Origin of the sequence: Streptococcus sanguinis (genome assembly GCF_008329445.1) — a bacterium.
GTDB classification, from domain to species: Bacteria; Bacillota; Bacilli; order Lactobacillales; family Streptococcaceae; genus Streptococcus; species Streptococcus sanguinis_O.
The window spans coordinates 474028-495216 of sequence record NZ_VIBR01000001.1 but is presented as its reverse complement, the minus strand read 5'-3'; the positions used below and the strand labels follow the sequence as shown (position 1 = coordinate 495216).

17 protein-coding genes and 3 pseudogenes are annotated in these 21189 nt (G+C 42.6%); 1 reads left to right on the top strand and 19 read right to left on the bottom strand.

Annotated elements, in window-relative coordinates:
* Positions 1-66 precede the first annotated feature (66 nt).
* The 19 genes and pseudogenes from FKX92_RS02535 to FKX92_RS02445 all read right to left on the bottom strand — a co-directional run bounded on the left by FKX92_RS02535 (position 67) and on the right by FKX92_RS02445 (position 20389).
* The gene (locus FKX92_RS02535) at positions 67-495 is read right to left on the bottom strand and encodes a hypothetical protein (protein ID WP_149565431.1); all 429 of its coding nucleotides are present in this window, start codon (positions 493-495) and stop codon (positions 67-69) included.
* Positions 496-542: 47 nt separating this feature from the next.
* Positions 543-1289, bottom strand: a pseudogene (locus FKX92_RS02530) (PoNe immunity protein domain-containing protein).
* Between the two features lie 40 nt (positions 1290-1329).
* Positions 1330-1806: a hypothetical protein gene (locus FKX92_RS02525; protein WP_149565430.1), complete on the bottom strand. Its 477-nt coding sequence runs from the start codon at positions 1804-1806 to the stop codon at positions 1330-1332.
* Positions 1807-1902: 96 nt separating this feature from the next.
* Positions 1903-2442 carry an ankyrin repeat domain-containing protein gene (locus tag FKX92_RS02520; protein WP_235787720.1) on the bottom strand — a complete coding sequence of 180 codons (540 nt, stop codon included), beginning with the start codon at positions 2440-2442 and terminating at the stop codon, positions 1903-1905.
* The gene (locus tag FKX92_RS02515; protein WP_149565429.1) at positions 2429-2974 is read right to left on the bottom strand and encodes an ankyrin repeat domain-containing protein; all 546 of its coding nucleotides are present in this window, start codon (positions 2972-2974) and stop codon (positions 2429-2431) included. The genes FKX92_RS02520 and FKX92_RS02515 overlap by 14 nt, the downstream gene beginning before the upstream one ends.
* A gap of 311 nt (positions 2975-3285) precedes the next feature.
* Positions 3286-3492 carry a hypothetical protein gene (locus tag FKX92_RS02505; RefSeq protein ID WP_262405210.1) on the bottom strand — a complete coding sequence of 69 codons (207 nt, stop codon included), beginning with the start codon at positions 3490-3492 and terminating at the stop codon, positions 3286-3288.
* An 83-nt stretch (positions 3493-3575) separates the two neighbouring features.
* Positions 3576-3782 carry a hypothetical protein gene (locus tag FKX92_RS02500; RefSeq protein WP_149565428.1) on the bottom strand — a complete coding sequence of 69 codons (207 nt, stop codon included), beginning with the start codon at positions 3780-3782 and terminating at the stop codon, positions 3576-3578.
* Positions 3783-3819: 37 nt separating this feature from the next.
* Positions 3820-4299 (bottom strand): hypothetical protein, encoded by a 480-nt coding sequence (locus FKX92_RS02495; RefSeq protein WP_149565427.1) that lies wholly within the window; start codon positions 4297-4299, stop codon positions 3820-3822.
* A 216-nt stretch (positions 4300-4515) separates the two neighbouring features.
* Positions 4516-5037, bottom strand: a pseudogene (locus FKX92_RS12265) (pneumococcal-type histidine triad protein); the annotation flags it as partial.
* Positions 5038-6021: 984 nt separating this feature from the next.
* Positions 6022-8061 (bottom strand): annotated as a pseudogene (locus tag FKX92_RS12260) (pneumococcal-type histidine triad protein); the annotation flags it as partial.
* A gap of 9 nt (positions 8062-8070) precedes the next feature.
* A complete protein-coding gene (locus FKX92_RS02485; protein WP_149565425.1) occupies positions 8071-9000 on the bottom strand; it encodes a metal ABC transporter solute-binding protein, Zn/Mn family in 930 nt (309 codons plus the stop codon).
* Positions 9001-9281: 281 nt separating this feature from the next.
* A complete protein-coding gene (carB, locus tag FKX92_RS02480) occupies positions 9282-12461 on the bottom strand; it encodes a carbamoyl-phosphate synthase large subunit (RefSeq protein ID WP_149565424.1) in 3180 nt (1059 codons plus the stop codon).
* A gap of 23 nt (positions 12462-12484) precedes the next feature.
* Positions 12485-13561, bottom strand: coding sequence for a carbamoyl phosphate synthase small subunit (locus FKX92_RS02475; protein ID WP_187759364.1), 1077 nt, complete (start codon positions 13559-13561; stop codon positions 12485-12487).
* A gap of 114 nt (positions 13562-13675) precedes the next feature.
* Entirely contained in the window at positions 13676-14593 is a 918-nt protein-coding gene (locus FKX92_RS02470) for an aspartate carbamoyltransferase catalytic subunit (RefSeq protein WP_002895276.1), read from the bottom strand.
* 107 nt (positions 14594-14700) lie between these two features.
* Positions 14701-15984 carry a uracil-xanthine permease family protein gene (locus FKX92_RS02465; protein ID WP_002906386.1) on the bottom strand — a complete coding sequence of 428 codons (1284 nt, stop codon included), beginning with the start codon at positions 15982-15984 and terminating at the stop codon, positions 14701-14703.
* Positions 15985-15992: 8 nt separating this feature from the next.
* The gene (gene pyrR, locus FKX92_RS02460; RefSeq protein WP_125356853.1) at positions 15993-16511 is read right to left on the bottom strand and encodes a bifunctional pyr operon transcriptional regulator/uracil phosphoribosyltransferase PyrR; all 519 of its coding nucleotides are present in this window, start codon (positions 16509-16511) and stop codon (positions 15993-15995) included.
* A gap of 234 nt (positions 16512-16745) precedes the next feature.
* A complete protein-coding gene (locus FKX92_RS02455; protein ID WP_149565422.1) occupies positions 16746-19274 on the bottom strand; it encodes a pneumococcal-type histidine triad protein in 2529 nt (842 codons plus the stop codon).
* Positions 19275-19410: 136 nt separating this feature from the next.
* Entirely contained in the window at positions 19411-20043 is a 633-nt protein-coding gene (locus tag FKX92_RS02450) for a Pr6Pr family membrane protein (protein WP_125444935.1), read from the bottom strand.
* A gap of 7 nt (positions 20044-20050) precedes the next feature.
* A complete protein-coding gene (locus tag FKX92_RS02445) occupies positions 20051-20389 on the bottom strand; it encodes a zinc ribbon domain-containing protein YjdM (RefSeq protein WP_125356852.1) in 339 nt (112 codons plus the stop codon).
* Positions 20390-20664: 275 nt separating this feature from the next.
* Between FKX92_RS02445 and FKX92_RS02440 the strand changes: the two genes are divergently transcribed.
* Positions 20665-21189 (top strand): hypothetical protein, encoded by a 525-nt coding sequence (locus FKX92_RS02440; protein WP_149565421.1) that lies wholly within the window; start codon positions 20665-20667, stop codon positions 21187-21189.

The window sequence follows — 21189 nt, the reverse complement described above, 5'->3', positions numbered from 1 at the left end:
TTACCAAATATCTACTAATTGTTTATTCCCTATTTATTGGCTGTTCTTATGATGTAGTCCAGCTTACTATAAAGGCCAGTGCCCTGTTTCAGCATAAATCATAACTTCATATGCTCCTCTAGAGGATTCAAATGCTTTATCCATCAGTTCTTTAGTAATAGGATAGCGAACTTCTGGACCCATAGCCCCGCCAATTTCTTTAAAGAAGCTAATTTCGTAATAGCCGTCTGTCTCATATACAATAAATCCGTTACCTCTATGTACAATCGTATCCAATCGATTATAGTCTTCTAACTCATCTGCTTTAGGCCAACGATGATGTTCACAATAAAACATTACTTCTAAAGAATCTTTTTCTGATTTTGAAACACATTCTGCTAATTCTTGACTAATGTGAAAGTTAAGCACTTCTTTCCCTCTACTCCACAAAATCTGATAATCATTATTGTTTTTTAATATCGTACAATTTTTGTATTGTTGAATTTCTGTTGTCATATAAACACCTATTCAAATACCTTTATTATTAGTTAAATTAAAATACTCTAAACTTCAGCCCTTTTCGCAATCAAATCATAAGGGAAATACGGAATGCCTTCCAATTCCTTGTAATACAAGCCCTTGAGTTTGCAGAGAGCGCCAGATTCAAAAGACCAATAACCTACATGATTTTTGACATTCTGCTTATGCAAATCATACCATCCTGCATCTCTGCTCCCTTGATACCATTTCTTGATCAAATATTATTGCAACAGTTTGAGGGCCTGTTCAGAATTCTCTTCTTCAATAATTTTCCTAGTAAAGCCATAGGGTCTTGGAAAATTATAATTAATCCGAATCTTCCAAGCTGGATAACGATATTGAATCAGGTAGTCAATCAAATAATCCTCTGGATCATCTTTTTTGATCAAATCTACCAGCTGTTCAAAAATCTCCTTATCAATCTCTAACAGAATACCAATAGAAAGCGCCCATACCATTTGTTCATATCCCCATTCCTTATGCCATACTGGAACTAAACAAGCCACAAATGAGATGTATTCCTCTTTAAAATCTGACAAAGAAGCCCCACTAGAATAAGTTGCAAATAAAATATCTCTCTGATAAGACAAGATAGTCGCTAAAGTTGAATGATACACTTCTATTGTTGGCTTCTTATAGTTTTCGATTCCATTATCTAAATCAATTTGAAGTTTTATTAATTTCTCTTGAAAATACTGCAATGCCTCTTTATTTGACATTAGACCATCTTTATAATTCTTTTCTGTACTTAAAGTATCGCGTATATTCATATTATATTTCCTTTATTAAGGCCAAACAACCTTTATCTCTCTAACCTTCTTCAGTTGGAAGATGATCTAGATTTATTGGTTTAGGATTTAAACGTTTCAATACTAATTCACAGAAAAAATTATTATTTAACCTATCAGGTGAACTTAAAGTAAAGTTATTCATAATTAATAAGGGAATAAATTCTGAACCAATTGTATTATAACCCGTCAAATACTCTAACCCATAATTTAAGTTTTTCGGATTTTCAGTACCAACTGTCCAGTAGGCTCCTTTGGCTTGTAAGCGAAAAACCTCACCAAGATAGACCCAGCAATTAAAGAAATCGTCAATATTTTCAGGATCATTTTTGACATCATTCTCTCGAACGAATTGAGCCAAATCCTTCAAGCTTTCTAAACTCATATCTAGATGATAACCTTGCTTACTAGCTTTTTGCTTTATTGCATCCAAGGTATCATCAATATAAAACATAAATTCCTCAAAATTTTCCTGTATTTTTTCTTTGTTTAATACCATGTGGCCTACCTTTTTTACTTTCGTTTAATTGTGAGATAGCGAATAAATTTATCAAAAAGAATGTTATTTGAAGTAGAAAAATCGCTCCAATCATTCTTATTTCCTCTGAAAATCTTCCAGCAAGGGAAGTAATTCTGCTCTCCAAGGAAAAATTTTTGTCAACTCTAAACAAGAAGGTACACAAGAGCGCTCATCGACATATGCTCCAGCGTTTAAAAGAGCTTTGTACATAGGAAGTAAATCTTCAGTGGAGGCTTTTAATGTCGCAATTGCATATGATAGAGGCGTTCCACCGTGAGAATCCTTCAAATTCACATCTGCTCCATTCTTTATAAGTAATTCTGCTTCCTGTAAGAGATATTGGGGATCAGCAGACCAATTTGCCTTTGCAGATCCTAATAGTAAATGAAGGGCAGTACTCTTAGTTTTTGATTGATGATTTACATCAATTCCTTGATGAATCAGATATTCTGCGATTTGCATTCTATTGCCACAATTACTAGATTCCGTAAATAGTAACTCTAGCATGGAAAGATTATCATTCGTAAATTCTTGATGTATTTCTCCATTATGGTATTTCTGAAACGATTTTAAATCTGCATTTCTAATAGACGACTCTAAATCATAAACTCTCATTACTTCTACCTTCTTCATAGTCTTTGATAATATCAAGCAGACTACTTCTCCAAGAATATTCTTTCGCATAGTCTAGACACGATTTAACAGATTTGTTTTTTAACTTATAATCCGAACCGGCCTCTAGTAAAAGCATATATAGAGGTTCTAACTCTTCCGTTGCTAATTTTAATAACGTTACTGAGTAAGTCATCGGAATAGAACCAAATTTGTCAACTGCATTTACATCAATTCCTGCATCAATGAGTAATTTCGCCACCTCATATGCATATTCTATTTTAGGCCACCAATTAGCTTGGAAGAAATAATGAAGAGCATTTCTGTTTTCTTTTTTTGACAAAAAATTTACCTCTACCTTCTCAGACAGCAGATATTTAATAATTTTCAATTTCTCTTCCGGTAAATTATTGTTAAGCATAGCCGTACATAACAAATTAAGTTTTGTATATTTATCAATTTGTGTTATGTCTCCATTGTAACTTTCTATAAACTCATTATATGTTCCATCTTGAACAATATCGAAAATATCCATCTCATCTCCTATTCAAACTTATGACTTCTATTAGCAGAAGGTGTTTCAATTCAAAAATTATCTGGATTAAATTGGAAATCCTTCAATTCTTGTAAAGTAATTTCACGATTTTTGTATCTAACAAATCTCATTTAAATCTCAGTCCTAGTATTGTCAAATCTCATTATACCATACAAGAGATGAAGGCCCAAAGAGCATAAAAAGAGAGCAAAAATTCGCTCCCCTTAAATCACTCTGATAAGCATGCTCTCATCTCTCTTAATATCCAAAAGAGAGAACCGATTTGATTCTCTCATACTCATAATTTTTTACTATTTTTCTCTCAATATACTTTCTAAACCGACAAAAACAATATCTCTCAAGACTTCGTTATAATTACTATAGTCTTTTTTCGTTTTAATCGCATCAAATGCAGTCTTAATTTGTCCATCTACAATTAAAGTTAAACCTTCGACTTTCTGATCTGAGCCTTCCTTGCCAAATGTCTCGTTTAAAATAATTAATTTATTATCTGACATTATATTTACCTTCCTTTACTATCCAATAGCGTTCGTTTTCAGGAATCAACTTTTCAAAATTTTGACGGTAAGATTAGCCTAATTTATTCGCGATCAATTATTGTTGAAATGCCTTTAAAGATAATATCAGATATAGCTTCTGGATATCCGTCATAACCTTTTTGTTCCATCAAGATATCAATCACACCTTTAATTTTTCCGTCCAGTATCACAGTAACTGCAGGAACTAATTCATCTGTTTCACCTTTTTTAAACATCTCTTGAATTACAGTCATTTTGTCGTCATTCATTTATTTTATTCCCTCTATTCTCTTTATTTTCTTTGTTCTATCCACGTTTTATGTTTTTGTCAAACACATTATCCCCTATGTCTGCCCAAAACTTATATTCTTTCGGAATTAAATCTAGGAAATGTTGATATTTCCCTATCCATGGAGCTGAGATATATTCCTCAAAAGAAATATATTCTGCATAATTAGAATATAGTAACAAATTATCCATATCAACTAATAAAGATGGAGCGAAATCATAAATAGCATTCAGTTTATCCATTTTATACTCATTAGCAAAGACTTTCCTTAGCTCTGACAGATCGCAACTATATTTTTGCATATCTTCTAAAAAATAGAGAATATTCTCAGGCAATAAAATCGGAGAACGTAATCTCTCTTTATCAATCTGATCTAAATTATATCCTGTTTCTTCGTAATTAATATACCATAGCTCCAAGTCAGAAATATACCAAGAATACTGATTTTTGTACTTAAAAGCGACAACAATATTTTCACCATATTTTGCTCTAATCATTTTTTCACACATTTAATTATTCTAGCATTTTGTCCATATTCAATAAACCATTAGTTTATTGAATATGGAAGATCAACATCTATCAGTCTCTGTTTATTTTAACACAATATCAATCAAATAAGTATAGGCTTGTGAAAATCAAAAACGAATGATGGTCTTAGACTTAGTTTAGTCTTCATCATTCGTTTTATTGTTGTTTTACATCAAAATATAATATTAACTAATCTGAACAGTTTTCAGTTGGCCATCAGCTCCTGTAAAGCTGATGCTTCTGCTGGCTGGATTATAGCTGAAAGTCTCTGAGCTGACACCGTAGAGCTGAGAAAGCTCCTGCAATTTCTGGTTGAATGCTTCCTCTGACATGCCAAAACTCGCTGCTAAGCTTGATTGACCAGTTGGGTTTGCAGCTGTCGAAGCTTCAGCCGGTTTGTCAGATTGGTTTTGGGCTGCTTCTCCAGTGGCAGATTCGGAAGGTAGATTGCCATTTTGCGCAGTTTCTGGAGCACTGCTGCTTGCTAGCTGACCAGAAGCAGGCTGTTCAGCCGGTGCTTTCAGGAAGCCTTTTTGCACCGCATAGGCATCTGCAGCTTGACGATCAGCTTCTGACAAGTCTTTCTTGTAGATATAATGCTCGTGGTCTAGATGGGCTACTCGATAGCCTTGCTCGTCCGCTCCGACCATATCCTGCAGATTAAAGTGATAGTCATCATCGTTGCTATGCTGAGAATCGGACTCGCTTGTTCCCTTAGGATTGACAAGTGACTTCTGGAAGGCCAGGATTTCCTTGAGCAGCTCTTTCTTGTCAGTAGCTCTCTGTCCAAGCTTATCAAAAAGCTGGTCCAGCTGCTGGTATTGCTGCTCACTTCCTTGATTCTTTTCCAAATACTGATGAATAGACATGAGCAGATTATAAAGCTGTTGATAAACTTCCTGATTTTCCGTATTAGCTGGCTCTTCCTTTTGTCCGGCAATGGTCCGGCTCATCTGATCCAAAAGCTTCTGACTGGCTGCCAGCAAAGCTTGCTTATCTGAGCTGCTGCTCTTTAATTCCTTGTCTAATTCTAAGATTCTAGCCGCATAGTCTGCTCGGCTATTTTGGCTCTTTACTTCTCCAAGCAATTCCTGCGCTTTTCCAAGAAAGACAAGGGCTTGAGCACTCTTCTCGCTCTCATCCGAGGTGCCAAAATCATCATAAATTCCTTTCAAAAAGTCATAAATCATGGCCTTATAGGTTGGTTGATCAGGCTCTCCCTGATCTAGTTCTGTCTTTTCAGAGGACGCAGAAGGTTGGCCGCTAGCAAGGGCTGCTGCAATCTCTTTCTTAGTCTGATAGAGGGCAGGGAAAAGCTGTTGGAGATTGGTCGCTTCTATAAAGGCTTGGGACTTATAGAGAGTCAAGGTCAGCCCAGCCGCTTTTCTGCGCAGCTCAGGGCTCAAGCGCCCATCCTCTAACGCTTGGTAGAAATAGCGAATATAATCAACCGCTGTGACGCCTGTCCGATCATGATAATCTTCTAAAGCGGATAATACTTGTCCTAGCTCTGCCATTTCAGCTTGATTCTGGCCAGCATAAGCATTTTGCAGACGCTGCAGCAAGTCAGCTTTCTTCAGCCCATAGCTATCCGTATCAAGCCGGTTCATTCTCTCCAAAAGTCCTTGATAGGTCTTGTCTAGCTCGGTCTCTTGGATTGGCTTGACCGTCTGATCCACATGGATAAACTGCTTATCAAAGTTATCCAGACTGCTCAGATAACCAGCTGTTGAGTTGCTAGGCAGCTTCTTCATGGTTTCTACAAACTGCCCCAAAGCAAGCTCAATCCGCCGCTGCATAAGAGGATCATCGGCATAGAGACGCTGACTGTCCGCTTTTAGGCTTTCTACTTTTTGTAAAACAGCAGCCTCATCATAATCGCCCTGCTCATACTTAGATTGAATCTGAGGCAGACGATTTTTCAAGGCTTCTGCTGCGCCCTTGGACTGGATCTTGATATAGTGATTGTGGTCGCCATGAGGAATGACAAATTGACCATCTTCTACCTGCAGACTGTAAGGCGAAAGACCTGAGCGCAAGGCTGTTGTGTAGAGCTCATTCATGAAGTCCAGCTCTGCATTGCCAGTTACTAAAGGAATGCGAACATGCTCCTTGCGGACAGCATAGGGGTGGATATGTGTCGGATCGTAGGCCTGGTCAGGGTTATTAAAGACAAAGAAGCCATTTGAGATGCGAACCGCTTCCTTGGGAACGCCATAGGTTTGGCAGATATAAGCAATCTTTTCCTCATCGCTGGCATCGCGTGAATAGCGTTCAGCGTCATTGACTACTGCTGATGGTTTTACTGGTTGCTGCTTAGCCAAGACCCGCTCCGCTGCTTGAATCTGTTCAGAAGTCAAGTCTTTCCTGTAAAAGTAATGCGCATGGTCTCCGTGCGATACCATGTAGCCTTGGTCGTCCTTGCCAATGACAGCCTCCGCATGAAAACCATGATCGTGCTCAGGCTGAGACGGTAGCTGAGGCTTCAAAGCTTGCAGTGGATCGCCCAGCGGCTCGTAAGTATATCCAATAGGAATCAAGCGGGCAATATTCGCCTCTAAGTCTGACAGCTTGTCATAAGGAATGAAATGATGGTGATCTCCGTGGGGAATAACGATTCCATTTTCTGTCCGACGGCTGATTTTCAGCGGATCAAACACCACGCCGTCCCCTTCATGATAGCGCTGAGATTGAGGCAGGGCATAGAGTTGCTGCAGCAAACTTGGCAAGGATGGCTGAGATGGTTGAGACGGCTGGAGCGGATTGGACGGACTCGGCTGAGTAACCACTAAGCCCGGACTTGACTGCTCAATCTTTGAATGATTTGGTAGCTGTGGAGACGGATTTGAGACTGATCCACCCTGATTGCCAGCACTATTTTGATTCCATGTGTTAGAAGATACTATCGGCCTACCGTAGTTAGGCGGATTCACCCGTCCGCCGGCCTGCCTGCTATTCCAGTAGCTCTGAGCCGCAGCCAATTCTGCTGGTGACAGGTCGCTCTTAGGAATGTAGTGAAAATGCCCGCCATGTGGCACGATAAAAGCATCGCCAGTATCTTCGATGATATCAGACGGACTAAACGTATAACCATCATCCGTCCTATATCCCCCTTGGCCTTGGTAAGAAACTCCTGCAAGGTCTGTTGCCGTCTTTCCCGCAGCGAGGGACTTGCTAGGCTGGCTGAAATCGCGAGTCTTGCTTGATTTTGTTGCGGAAGATTTGCCACTATCGCCTTCTTCCTTGGTCTTATGCAGCTTCTTCTGCCGAGCAATCTCATCTACCGAGCGGACATTGCTGGTATGTTTGGCATCCTTGAGGTAGAGATAATACTTCCCCTCCACCTTAATGATATAACCATCCTTGACCTCATTGACAATATCTGCTTCCTGCAGCGTGTAGTTAGGATCTCGGATAATCAGCTCTTCGCTGATAATGGCATCAAAAGGCACCTTCCCGTCAAAGTAATGATAATGGTCTCCATGGGAAGTGACATAGCCCTGATCTGTGATTTTCACGACGATTTGTTCTGCTTCGATACCTTCTTCATCATTGATTTGATCAGATGTCAAATTTTTATCCGTCTTGTCGCCCGAAGTCTTGTCCTCAATATAGGCTACTTTGTTATCTTTGGTCTGAGGTCGGGGCTGAGCTTGCCATTGGATAAGACCGTAAGTTCCGATACCAAGAGCTAATACAGCAGCTGAAGCAAGAAAATATTTCTTTTTCATGGTTGTCTTTTATCCTTTCAAATCTTTAGCTAAAACAGCTAGATTTTCTTCTAAATTTTCTAAATAAGATAGTTGGTTGGCTGGGTCTGCTTCCAGAGGATTCAGCTCCTTGATTTGTACACCGGTCGCCTTGACCAAGGTTTGAGCCACTTTGGAAGAAGCATTGCTTTCCACAAAAATGGTCTTCACCTTGTGCTCTTTGACAAAGTCTTCTATCTCTGTCAGCTGGCGCGAACTAGGCTCCTGCTCCGGTGAAATACCGGCAATGCCCAACTGGGTCAGCCCGAAGCGCTTGGCTAGATAAGAAAAGGCTGTATGTTGCGTGACAAAGGTCTTGTTGGGCACTTTATCAAAAATCTCCTGATAGCGTTCTGTCAGCTTTTTGGCCTCTTCTTGAAATTTTCGAGCATTGGCCTGATAAGTATCCCGATGGTCGCTATCCAGCTCCGACAGTCTGTCAGCGATAATCTGAGCTTCCTCCGCAGCCTTCTGAGGATCCAACCAGGTATGGGGGTCATAGAGCGTCTTCTCATCCACTCCCTCTCCCGCTTGGACATCTTCCAAGCCAGCGACTCGATCCAGCTTCATACCCTGGGAAGCCTCAAGGACTTGAACCTTGGAATTCTTGAGACTAGGATTCAGCTCGCCAGCCCAAGACTCCAAGGTCCGTGAGTGATAGACAAAGACATCTGCATCATAGATGGCTGCCACGTCATTGGCCGAAGGCTCAAAATCATGAATACCGCTACTAGACTGAATCATGCGCACGTCATTCAGATTGCCTGATATAGCCTTAACCATGGAGTAAATAGGATAAAAGCTAGTTACAATTTTCAATCCTTGCGAGGGACTAGATTCCTTTTGAGACTGACACCCCCAGAGACACAAGGCCATAGCCAGCAGACTAAGGCAAGCTGAGATTTTTAAAGCGCGTTTCATAATATCTCCTTAACTTATTATTAACCGGTTTATTAACCGGTTAATATCATACACTTTGTCAACTTCTTTGTCAAGTTTTTTAAGAAAATAAAGCAAAAAAGAAGTAGAATTCCTTCCCGCTTCCTCTTTGCTTTTAATTCCAATATATTGAAAGGTTATTTATTATGACTATTCAAGGACAGAATAAGCTTGGACAGATGCATTCTCAAGCTTAACCGTATGAGATTACTTTTCCGACGTACAGACAGTCAAATGACAATCTGGAATTGAAAACTCCATCTCTATATCGCCTCTGTAGTGAAACTGCGGCTTTCCAGCACTTTCAGCATGGCATCGGCCGTGTCCAAGGCTGTGAAGAGTGGAACTCCATGCTCAATAGCTGAGCTGCGGATAATTTGACCATGTTTGTCAGCTGTCCGCTTGGTTCCGACCGTGTTGATAATAGCCTGAACCTTGCCCTTGCGGATATAGGCTGGGATGTCCTTGTTATCATCACTGCCGATTTTTTCCACCAGACGGACGTGTAGACCATGATTTTCAAAATAAGAGGCTGTCCCCTTGGTTGCCCAGATACCATAGCCAATATTAGCAAAACGCTGAGCCAGCTGCAGGGCTTCTTCCTTGCTGTCGTTTGCAATAGTAAAGACGACATTTCCAAAGTTTGGCAGATGGAGATAAGAAGCTTCAAAAGCCTTATAGAGTGCTTTTTCGAGCGTACGGTCACTGCCCATGACTTCACCAGTAGACTTCATTTCAGGTCCTAATAGACTGTCGACCTTCGCTAGCTTGGTAAAGGAGAAGACTGGCGCCTTGATATGAACCATTGAACTTTCTGGATGAAGGCCATCTTCATAGCCCAGCTCTGCCAAAGTTTCCCCAAGAATCAAACGACTCGCTACTTGCGCCATCGGAATATCAGTCACCTTGGACAAGAAAGGAACAGTCCGGCTGGCCCGTGGATTGACCTCAATGACATAGACCTGCTCATCCTTGATGACGAACTGAATATTCATCATGCCAATACAGTTGAGTCCCAGAGCCAAACGCTTGGTATAGTCTGCAATAGTATCCTTGACTTTCTGAGATAGGGTTTGTGGAGGATAGGCCGCCATGGAATCCCCTGAGTGAACTCCTGCCCGCTCGATATGCTCCATAATCCCAGGAATCAAGACCTGACGGCCATCAGAAATGGCATCCACTTCGCACTCATCACCAACAATGTAAGAATCCACCAAAACCGGATGGTCTGGACTGGCCTTAACCGCTGTCCGCATATAAGAGCGTAGATCCGCTTCGTTTTCTACGATTTCCATGGCACGGCCACCCAAGACATAGGAAGGCCGCACCAGAACGGGGAAGCCAATCTTACGAGCAGCCTCTACTGCCTCCTCTTCATTAGTGGCCGTCTGACCCGGCGGCTGCGGAATATCCAGCTCTTTCAATGCCTGCTCAAAGAGATCTCGGTCTTCAGCTCGATCCAAGTCCGCTACTTGGGTACCTAAAATCTTCACACCTGCCTTGGACAGTGGCTCCGCCAGATTAATGGCTGTCTGTCCGCCAAACTGAACGATAACACCTTTAGGCTGTTCCAGCTCAATGACATTCATGACATCTTCAAAGGTCAGTGGCTCAAAATAGAGCTTGTCAGAGACAGAAAAGTCAGTCGATACAGTCTCTGGATTGCTGTTCATGATAATTGCTTCGTAGCCAGCTGCCTGAATAGCCTTTACAGAATGAACGGTCGCATAGTCAAACTCGACTCCCTGCCCGATTCGGATAGGACCAGAACCCAATACAAGAACAGATTCCTTGCTGGATTTGATAGATTCATTTTCAAAGCCATAGGTAGAGTAGAAATAAGGCGTCGCAGACTCGAACTCAGCAGCACAGGTATCCACCATCTTGTAAACCGGTACAATCTTCTGCTCCTGCCGGATGCGACGCACCTGCTCAGCTGTCATGTCCCACAAGTCAGCAATCTTAGTATCCGCAAAGCCATTTTGCTTGGCTTTCTTAAGCACATAGCTATCTCCGATATGACTAGCCAGCTCCTGCTCAATTTCGTAAATATGGAACAGCTTATCCAGAAAAAAGACATCAATCTTGGTCAGTTCGGCAATTTCATCAGGACTGTAACCACGGCGAATAGCCTCTGAGATATAGAAAAGCCGGTCGTCTTGCGCCTTGACAATCTTCCTCATCAGCTCGTCATCGCTTACTTGACTGAGAGCAGGCAACTCGCTGTGGTCCACACCAACTTCTAAAGAGCGGCAGGCTTTGAGCAGACTCTCCTCAATATTGCGACCAATAGCCATGACTTCCCCCGTCGCCTTCATCTGGGTTCCCAGACGGCGCTCACCCTGCTCAAATTTATCAAATGGAAAGCGCGGAATCTTAGCGACCACATAGTCCAGAGCAGGCTCAAACATAGCATAGGTGGAGCCAGTCACCGGATTAATGATTTCATCTAATGTAAGCCCGACTGCGATTTTCGCTGCCAGCTTTGCAATCGGATAGCCAGTCGCCTTAGAGGCTAGGGCCGATGAGCGGGAAACCCGCGGATTGACCTCGATGACATAGTATTTGAAACTATGCGGGTCCAGAGCCAGCTGTACATTACAGCCGCCCTCAATCTTCAGTGCTCGAATAATCTTGAGACTGGCGTCCCGCAGCATCTGGTATTCATAGTCTGAAATGGTCTGACTAGGTGCAAAGACAATAGAATCCCCTGTGTGGATGCCAACTGGGTCAAAGTTTTCCATATTACAGACGACCAGCGCATTGTCTGCACCATCCCGCATGACTTCGTATTCGATTTCCTTAAAGCCTGCTATAGAGCGCTCAATCAGACATTGAGTAACTGGAGAGAGTTTGAGGCCATTCTCTGCGATTTCCTGCAGCTCTTCTTCATTGCTACAGATACCACCGCCAGTTCCTCCCAGTGTAAATGCCGGACGGACAATGACTGGATAGCCGATGCCAGCCGCAAATTCCAGCGCTTCATCCACTGTATTGACAATTTCTGACTCAGGGATGGGCTGGCCAAGTTCTTCCATCAGCTGCTTGAAGAGATCCCGGTCTTCCGCTTGGTCAATGGCCGATAACTTGGTCCCTAAGAGTTCCACTCCCAGCTCTTCTAAAAGCCCTGACTTGGATAATTCCATGGCCATGTTGAGTCCGGTCTGGCCGCCCAAAGTAGGCAGCAAAGCATCCGGCCGTTCCTTACGCAAAATGCGTGCAACAAACTCCAGCGTGATAGGCTCGATATAAACTCGGTCCGCAATTTCCTTGTCCGTCATAATGGTCGCTGGGTTAGAATTAACCAAGACAACACTGTAGCCCTCTTCTTTCAAGGACAGGCAAGCCTGAGTCCCAGCATAGTCAAACTCTGCAGCCTGACCGATAACGATAGGACCAGAACCGATGACCATAATTTTCTGAATATCTTTACGTTTTGGCATAGTGCACCTCTCAATCTTGCTTCCTAGTATGCCTGATGGGCATCCATCATTTCCATAAACTCATCAAAGAGATAGTCTGCATCATGCGGTCCCGGCGCAGCATCTGGGTGAAACTGCACAGAAAAGGCAGGATAATCCCGATGGCGCACACCTTCGACAGACTTATCATTGATTTCTTCATGGGTCACAATCAGGCATTCTGGCAAATCCTCACGACTGACTGCATAGCCGTGATTTTGACTGGTAAAGTCAACTCGGCCTGTCGCAATCTCACGCACCGCATGGTTGAAGCCACGGTGACCGAACTTCATCTTATGCGTCTTGGCACCGTTAGCCATGGAGAAGAGCTGATGTCCCATACAGATCCCAAAAATTGGAATCTTGCCCTGAACACCACGAATCATGTCCAGAGCCTCCGGCACATCTTCCGGATTTCCCGGTCCATTTGACAGCATGACGCCGTCAGGATTGAGCTGGAGAATTTCCTCAGCTCTGGTATCATAAGGTACTACTGTCACACTACAGTTGCGTTTGGCTAACTCCCGCAGGATAGAATGCTTGAGACCGAAGTCCACTAATACCACGCTGCGACCCGTTCCCGGAGCTGGATAAGACTGCTTGGTAGACACCTGCTTGATGTTATCAGTCGGCAGAACTGTAGCCTGAAGCTGGTCTTGCAAATGCTCAATACTATCATCCGCATTGGCAATGGTTGCTCGCATGGTTCCATGCTGGCGGATAATCTTGGTTAGCGCCCTTGTATCAATTCCCGAAATGCCTGGTATCTTCTTGATTTTGAGGAACTCATCCAAAGACAATTGCTGGCGCCAATTGCTTTCACGACGTGCATACTCATAGACCACCACTCCCTTGCAGGTCGGCAGAATGGACTCATAGTCGTCCCGATTGACACCATAATTTCCAACCAAGGGATAGGTAAAGGTCAAAATCTGGCCGTTATAAGACTGGTCCGTAATTGATTCCTGATAGCCTGTCATGCCTGTGTTAAAGACGATTTCGCCTGTCACAAAAAGATCCGCTCCAAAAGCTTCCCCTTCGAAAATCATGCCGTTTTCTAATATTAAAAGTCTCTTTGCCATTGTTCCCTCCTGTCCAAGATGCAGACCGTCCATGACCATCCACATAATATATATAATAATAGGGAGTGGGATTGCTTCACATAGCTTCACCCACTCCCGGCCTACTGTCCGAGATTATTGACGACCTTTCAAAACCGCTTCGATAATAGCCATTCTGACAAAGACGCCGTTGGTCATTTGTTCAACGATACGTGATTTTGGTGCTTCAACCAGATGATCCGCAATTTCTACATCGCGGTTAACTGGAGCCGGATGCATCAGAATCGCTGTATCTTTCATGCGGTCATACCGCTCTTGAGTCAGCCCATGCAGTCTGTGGTAATTTTCTTTAGAAAAGATGGACTCGTAGTCATGGCGCTCATGCTGCACGCGCAGGAACATCATGACATCCACTTCTTCAATCACCTCATCAATAGTCACAAACTTACCATAGTCTGCAAACTCTTGGCTCCGCCATTCTTCCGGACCTGCAAAGTAGAGCTCTGCCCCCAAGCGCTTGAGAATCTGCATGTTTGACTTAGCCACGCGCGAATGATCCAAATCCCCAGCAATCGCAACCTTGAGCCCTTCAAAGCGACCAAACTCTTGATAAATGGTCATCAGATCCAGCAAGCTTTGGCTAGGATGCTGACCAGAACCGTCTCCTCCGTTAACAATGGAAGTCGTAATGGTTGGGCTTTCGACAAGCTCTTTGTAATAGTCCACTTCAGGGTGGCGAATAACACAAACATCAACGCCAAGGGCAGACATGGTCAGGATAGTGTCATACAAGGTTTCTCCTTTATTGACCGAGCTGGTCTTGACATCAAAGTCCAGAAGATCGCAACCCAACTTCAACTCTGCTACCTCAAAGGCCTTGTGAGTCCGAGTCGAAGGCTCAAAGAAGAGGTTAGACACAATATGCTGCTCATCATAATGGACTTTAGCCCCATTTTTAAATTCGATTCCGCGTTTAATCAAGGCCATAACTTCTTCATTTGACAGAGTTTCCATAGAAACAAGGTTCTTAAGAGCGATTTGATTGGATGACATGATGTAATTCTCCTTTATGAAAGAATGAGGGCTTCCAGAGTGCTGCGAGTAAAGTCGCTCTGAGAGCAAGCTATTTTTGAACGAAAGTTAATGATGTTTTACCTAGCTCAATCCTTGGGCTCAGGCAGGACAAGATAGAGGACAATTCCCAGAATAGTTGACAAGGCAACTCCTGAGATTTGCAGACCCGAGAGCTGCAAGGTCAGACCACCGATACCAGATACCAAGATGACACTGGCAATCAAGAGATTCTTTTTATTGTCAAAGTTGGTCTGTGCTTCAATCAGAATCTTGAGACCACTCGAAGCAATTACCCCAAAGAGAGCGATGGAAATACCACCCAGCACAGGACTCGGGATGGATTGGAGCAGGGCTGAGACCTTGCCCACAAAGCTCATGACAATGGCCAGCACTGCTGCGCCAGCAATGACATAAACGCTGTAGATTTTATTGAGCGCCATAACTCCGATATTCTCTCCGTAGCTAGTCACCGGCGGTGCTCCGAAAAGCCCTGCAATAATCTGAGCCAGACCATCTCCGGTCAAGGTCTTGTCTAGACCTGGATCCTTGAAGAAGTCCTTGCCTGTCAAGCTATTTAGTACCATAACATGGCCGAAATGCTCTGTCATGGTTACAAAGGCGATAGGCGCCATGGTTAAAATCGCACTAGGATAAAATTTCACATCGTAGTCCAAGAAAGGCAGACTCATTGGTGGAAGATGGAACCAAGAAGCTTGCCCTACCTTGGCAAAAGACACAATTTCCTGGCCAGTTACAGCCCCTAGAATCAAGCTAAAGATGTAGCCGACTATCAAGCCTAGCAAGACAGGGATGATTCCCACAATCTTCTTACCATAGATATTAAAGAGGATGACTGCCAAGAGAGTGACCATTCCGATAATGAAGTAGGTCAAATCATAAACCTTTTCGCCATTTGCTACAGTCTTATTCATCACATCGCTAACAGCTGTTCCAGCCAAGCTCAGACCAATAACCATGATGATAGGCCCTACCACTACTGGCGGCAGCACCTTGTCAATCCAAGCATTTCCAGCAAACTTGACAATCAGTGCCACGATAAAGTAGACCAAACCACCGGTGATGGCTCCCTGTGCAACCGCTCCGATACCATCTGTCTTCATCAGCATCTGCATGGCCGCGATATAAGCAAAGCTGGATCCCATGTAGGCTGGAATTTTGTACTTGGTAACAGTCAGATGGGCCAGTGTTCCAAGACCGCTGGAAAAGAGGGCTACCGCTGGGTCAATTCCCACCAGAATCGGTACCAAGACTGTCGCCCCAAACATGGCGAACAAGTGCTGAAAGGATAGTCCTAAAAGCAAACCAGGCTTTGGCATATCATGCACATCATACTTAACATCTTGACTCATTTAGCTTATTACTCCCCCATAATCAAAACGCGATCTTGACCGTCTGTCTCGGTCATCTCAACGATAATCTCCTCAGTTTGGCTAGTCGGAATGTTCTTGCCGACATAGTCTGCCCGTATAGGCAGCTCACGGTGACCACGGTCTACCAAGACAGCCAGACCAACCCTAGACGGCCGTCCGTGACTGACCAGATTGTCAATAGCTGCTCGAATAGTCCGTCCTGTGTAGAGGACATCGTCGATTAGGATTACTTGACGGTCGGTAATATCTACTGGAATCACTGTCGTATCTTCCTCAACTTTGATATCATCTCGAAAAGGCTTGGTATCTACTTCTGCGACTGGAATATCGATATTCTCCAACTGAGCCAGTCGCTTCTGAATGCGGTGTGCCAAGTGAACCCCGCGGGTCTTAATGCCAGCCAAGACTATTTGGTTCAAGTCCTTGTTGCGCTCGATGATTTCATAGGTAATCCGCGTAATCGCACGATTCATGGTGATATCATCGACAACTTCTTTTGTTTTCATTCTTTCCTCCTCAAACAACAGAAAAAGTCTCCTTATTACAAGGAGACTTCAGAAAAATCTAGTCAGGTAGGCTGAAACAAGACGCACTTGCTTACACTCCACCCATCTTTTTACTTGCTCCTTGTCTATCTCTCTGGATAGAATTAAAGGATTATTTAATTTTTTATACTATATCACAAATTCAAAACTATTTCAAGAAAAAAATTGTATTTTTTCTGTTTGACTGGATAAGGGTTAGTGATTAGCTTCTTTCTCTTCTTTTTCCTTATCTTTTGAATCCTTTTGATTTTCTTTATCTTCTGCTTGAGATGGCTCGTCTGTTAATTCAGGATTTTCAGTAGTTGGCACTTCTTCTGATGAAGGCTTAGAAGAGTTTTCTAGATTCTCAGCTTGACTGTTTAACTCTGCTTCAGGAGATCCAGCTGGATGCTCGCTATCATTAGAATCTCCTTGGCCGCTTGCTTCAGCTGAGGCTGGCTTATCGGATGTTGGCTCCCCTTGGACATCTGCCTTATTAGGCTCACTTTCCTTAGGTGCTTCCTTATTTTCTTCTTTTGGATCAGACGGCTTATTATTGTCAATGCTGCCCCCCTGAACATCTGGGAAATGCTGCGCCAAAGCTTTCGGAATTTTATTTTCATTCAATTCAAGCTCTGCTTTAGGGATGTGATTGTCGCTGACATTGATATAAGTCACTGTCTTATTTGGTTCCTGCAGCGCTAAGGTTGTGATTTTATTCTTGTTGACAGCCAGATTGTCTAAAGCCCTAAACTGATTAATCCCTTCCAAGTTTTTCAGCTCATTCTCACCCAAGTTTAAATTCTTCAAGGAAGACTGATCGGCTGGAATGTCCAAAGATGTAATCTTGTTTTGACTTGCGGACAAAGTTACTAAATTTTTAGCAGCTTCAACTCCTGCCAGCGAAGTCAGACGATTGCCATTTAGGCTTAGAGTTGTCAGATTTGGATTATCCTTCAGGAAGTTCAAGCTCTCAACATTGGAATTGTCAGCTGTTAATTCTTCAAGTTTGGAAGCTTTGAAGGTATTGAGATTTAAGTTTGGATTATTGGATAAGAAAAGCCTTGTTAAATCTTCTTTTTGGCTCAGAGCAGAAATATCGTGCAGCTGATTGTGCTCTAAACTTACAGCTTTTAATTTTGAAAGCTTGGTCAAAGCAGAAATATCAGAGATATTATTGTAGTCAAGGTTTAATGACTCCAGATTTTTTAGCTTAGCTAAAGGTGTAATATCGGTAAGGTCATTTCCCGCTGCTGCAACCGTCTTGAGATTGGGATAATTCTCTAAGAAAGATAAATCAGTGATGCCATTCTGGGAGATGTCCAAGCCTTCTAAGGTCGGAATCTCTTTTAAGAAATCATAGTTGGTAACGCCTGTCTTTGTCATCCACAGCTGTTTCAAATGTTTAAATTGCAGCACTGGTCTGATGTCCTTTATCGGAGTAAAGCCAATTCCCAGAACTTCAATATTCGGCATCAGTTCCAAGCCTTTTCTTTCAAGCGGATCTTTGCGCTGGCCTATATTTAGATATTTCACAGTTGCCAGCCAGGCTTTCATCTTTTCCTTATCCTTCTCATCTGATGGGAATGGGGTATCTGCCGTAGCATGTAAAATATCTTCAATGATCTCATCATCAAATCCTAGAGTTTTCAAGGTTGCCATACCAACTGCGTCATGAGCGTGTGGATTTCCATGAGGATCAAAAGGCTTAGTCGTATCAATCTCACTGATCAAAGTCGAATGGCTGTGGTCGCCATGCGGATAGATAAATACCTTTCCTTTATCTGTATCGCTCACTTGAATCAAGCTTTCATCGATTCCTAATTGCTGAGCCAAATAGGCCTTTTTCTTGGCAACTTCTTCTTCCTTGTCTGATGGACTTGGAGTAGGTTCAGGTGCAGGAGCTGGTGCTGGTGAAGGCTGTGCTTGCCCTTGAAGGCCATAGTAGGCATCTTCAGCAGCTTTTTTATGTTCTGCGGGAATCAATGACTCCCAAGGTGAAGCAATCAGCTGCTCATAGGGGATGAAATGAGTATGACCATTATGATCTGCCAGCAATCCTGTAGCAAGTTTGCCTGTTACCCCTGTGCCTCTAAATAAGAATCCATCACTTGTAGGGTAATCAATTCCAGCAAACTGGCGTTTATTTGTCCCTTGCTGCTGGGGGACAGATGGTCTAAGCGTTGGCTGATAAATATGTCCCGTAGGATTGCTAAAAGATGTTGGACGATAGGTCGGTGCTTGTACAAGATTACTCACAGACTGTTTTAAAATGTAATGGAAATGATCCCCGTGACGCACAACATAGCCGTATTGGTCTTCTGACACAATGTCTCTAGGATTAAAGACATAGCCATCATCAGCAGTGCTCATTTGATTTGCCAACTGAGGCGAGCCTGCAGGCACTTGCCCATCTTTTGGTATCAGATAGGCCCATTTACTATTCTTTAGGTCAGAATAAAAAATAAAGTGCGTATGGCCATCATGCTCTAAAATCAAACCTTCACTAGTTCTAGCTTTAATTTGAGACTCGCTTTTGAAGAGGAAACCATCATCCGTCGGCTTATCAACACCAGGAACCTGTCCTTTTTTGGTCGCCTTACTTTTCTTCTTCACTTCTTGCTTGGTCTTCACCTTCTCTTGACTGCTTTCCTGTTGAGATGTCTGAGATTGACAAGCAGCCAAGCAAAGATTACAAGCAAGAATGATTCCTGCCAAACCTAACAGTTTCTGATTGTGTTTCATTCTTTCCTCCTTTTTGTTTAACCGGTTAATTATTAACTAGTTAACTATATCACATAAATCTGATATTGGCAAGAAAAAATAGAAGCAAAATAAAAAAAACAGATAAAATCTGTTTTTCATCTACAAGTACATGTATCTATGAAGTCTTCTTCTTTGAGAAAGAGATGGACTTTATTCCGTAAAAGACAAAACCAAAGATTAGGTAGGCTGCAAAGATAATCAAACACATCTGGATGACATAAGGCCAGCCTTTCTTAAAGACATTGAGGAAAAAGTAAGGAAATGGATTGTCCTTGGATCTTGGAATATCTATTTTCAAGAAGAAACCATTAAAGAGAGCAAAGGCCATGTAGACCAAAGGCACACTTGTCCAAGAAATCGGATCAAACCAACTGTACTGACGCGACTTGTCAAAGATTACTGTATCTAGAAGAAAGGCCAAGGGTACTATATAATGACACAGAAAATTCTCTAGACGGTAAAAATCTGTTGCAATGGGAGCCAGCAAGAGGTGGTAAACGACGCAAGTAATCATGATGGACATGGTCACCCCGCCCTTGATTCGCAAGATTTTCGGCGTTTTCCAAGCATCGCCAGGTCTCGTCATCAGATAGACCAGATAGCCCGTAAAAAGTAGGACCAAGAGATTGGACAAAACCGTATAGTACATGAGCATACCTACGCCATACTTAGTGATTTCCAGATACACACCCAAAAAGGCCAGGATAAAAAGAATAATTCGATAAATTAAGATAAAACGACGATTCATAGAGACCTCAAATTTTCTTAACAAACTCTGACTTGAGCTTCATCGCACCGAAGCCGTCAATCTTACAGTCAATATTATGGTCGCCTTCCACGATGCGGATATTTTTCACGCGCGTTCCCTGCTTGAGATCCTTGGGTGCTCCTTTGACTTTCAGGTCCTTAATCAAGGTAACTGTGTCGCCATCAGTCAGCTTATTGCCATTAGCATCGATCGCTACTGGTCCTTCTTCTGCTTCTTGAACCTCAGCTGGATTCCATTCATAGGCGCACTCTGGGCAGACCAAGAACGTTCCATCTTCGTAGACATACTCTGAATTACATTTGGGGCAGTTTGGTAAGTTGTTCATTTTCTTCTCCATTTCTAGTCAAGGCTGCTAAATTCCCATACTAGCCTTCTATATATGATTAAGCTCTTCCTTCATTTTTTCAAATCCAGCAGAACACTAATCGATGTGAAGGTCAACTAAATTCTAAAAATCTAGTTTTTCCTATTTCCACACCTTTCTAGTATAAGCTATTTTAAGCATTTTGACAAATCTCTTTTAGGATTTCCTACAGGTCTTGACCTTTTTGCAAAAACAGTGTACTATACTAGTGTATATACAGATAAAAAGGAGTCACTATGAAACCGAGATCTAAAAATCAGTTTATGACACTGACCGCTTTTTTAACTGCACTAGCCATTGTTATCCCGCTAGTTATGCCGATTAAAATTGTCATACCGCCCGCCTCCTTCACCTTAGCCAGCCATGTCGCTATCTTTTTGGCCATGTTTATTTCCCCTCTCATGACGGTAATTGTCGTGATTGGTTCTGCTATTGGATTTGGAATGTCTGGGCTTCCTTTTATCATCACTCTTAGAGCCCTGTCCCACTTGCTCTTTGCTAGCATCGGCGCTCTTTATCTGCAAAAGCACCCGGACACACTGGACAGCCAGAAGAAGACTTGGATATTTAATTTCCTACTAGCCTTGATTCATGCCTTTGGCGAAGTGGTCGTCTGCATCGTCTTTTACACAACGTCTGCCTATCCTGCTAATGCTTTCTATATCTTATTTGGTTTGGTGGGACTTGGTACGGTCATCCATAGTATGGTGGACTTTGTCATTGCTAAGTTCATCTATCAAGCACTGAAAAAGATTCGCTAG

Excerpts from the sequence above, each read along its gene's own strand:
- FKX92_RS02465 (WP_002906386.1), bottom strand. The coding sequence starts at position 15,984 with ATGAGTCAAGATGTTAAGTATGATGTGCATGATATGCCAAAGCCTGGT.
- FKX92_RS02440 (WP_149565421.1), top strand. The coding sequence starts at position 20,665 with ATGAAACCGAGATCTAAAAATCAGTTTATGACACTGACCGCTTTTTTA.
- FKX92_RS02500 (WP_149565428.1), bottom strand. The coding sequence starts at position 3,782 with ATGAATGACGACAAAATGACTGTAATTCAAGAGATGTTTAAAAAAGGT.
- FKX92_RS02455 (WP_149565422.1), bottom strand. The coding sequence starts at position 19,274 with ATGAAACACAATCAGAAACTGTTAGGTTTGGCAGGAATCATTCTTGCT.
- FKX92_RS02450 (WP_125444935.1), bottom strand. The coding sequence starts at position 20,043 with ATGAATCGTCGTTTTATCTTAATTTATCGAATTATTCTTTTTATCCTG.
- FKX92_RS02475 (WP_187759364.1), bottom strand. The coding sequence starts at position 13,561 with ATGGCAAAGAGACTTTTAATATTAGAAAACGGCATGATTTTCGAAGGG.
- FKX92_RS02505 (WP_262405210.1), bottom strand. The coding sequence starts at position 3,492 with ATGTCAGATAATAAATTAATTATTTTAAACGAGACATTTGGCAAGGAA.
- FKX92_RS02515 (WP_149565429.1), bottom strand. The coding sequence starts at position 2,974 with ATGGATATTTTCGATATTGTTCAAGATGGAACATATAATGAGTTTATA.
- FKX92_RS02520 (WP_235787720.1), bottom strand. The coding sequence starts at position 2,442 with ATGAGAGTTTATGATTTAGAGTCGTCTATTAGAAATGCAGATTTAAAA.
- FKX92_RS02535 (WP_149565431.1), bottom strand. The coding sequence starts at position 495 with ATGACAACAGAAATTCAACAATACAAAAATTGTACGATATTAAAAAAC.
- carB (WP_149565424.1), bottom strand. The coding sequence starts at position 12,461 with ATGCCAAAACGTAAAGATATTCAGAAAATTATGGTCATCGGTTCTGGT.
- FKX92_RS02445 (WP_125356852.1), bottom strand. The coding sequence starts at position 20,389 with ATGAACAACTTACCAAACTGCCCCAAATGTAATTCAGAGTATGTCTAC.
- FKX92_RS02470 (WP_002895276.1), bottom strand. The coding sequence starts at position 14,593 with ATGTCATCCAATCAAATCGCTCTTAAGAACCTTGTTTCTATGGAAACT.
- FKX92_RS02525 (WP_149565430.1), bottom strand. The coding sequence starts at position 1,806 with ATGGTATTAAACAAAGAAAAAATACAGGAAAATTTTGAGGAATTTATG.
- pyrR (WP_125356853.1), bottom strand. The coding sequence starts at position 16,511 with ATGAAAACAAAAGAAGTTGTCGATGATATCACCATGAATCGTGCGATT.
- FKX92_RS02495 (WP_149565427.1), bottom strand. The coding sequence starts at position 4,299 with ATGATTAGAGCAAAATATGGTGAAAATATTGTTGTCGCTTTTAAGTAC.
- FKX92_RS02485 (WP_149565425.1), bottom strand. The coding sequence starts at position 9,000 with ATGAAACGCGCTTTAAAAATCTCAGCTTGCCTTAGTCTGCTGGCTATG.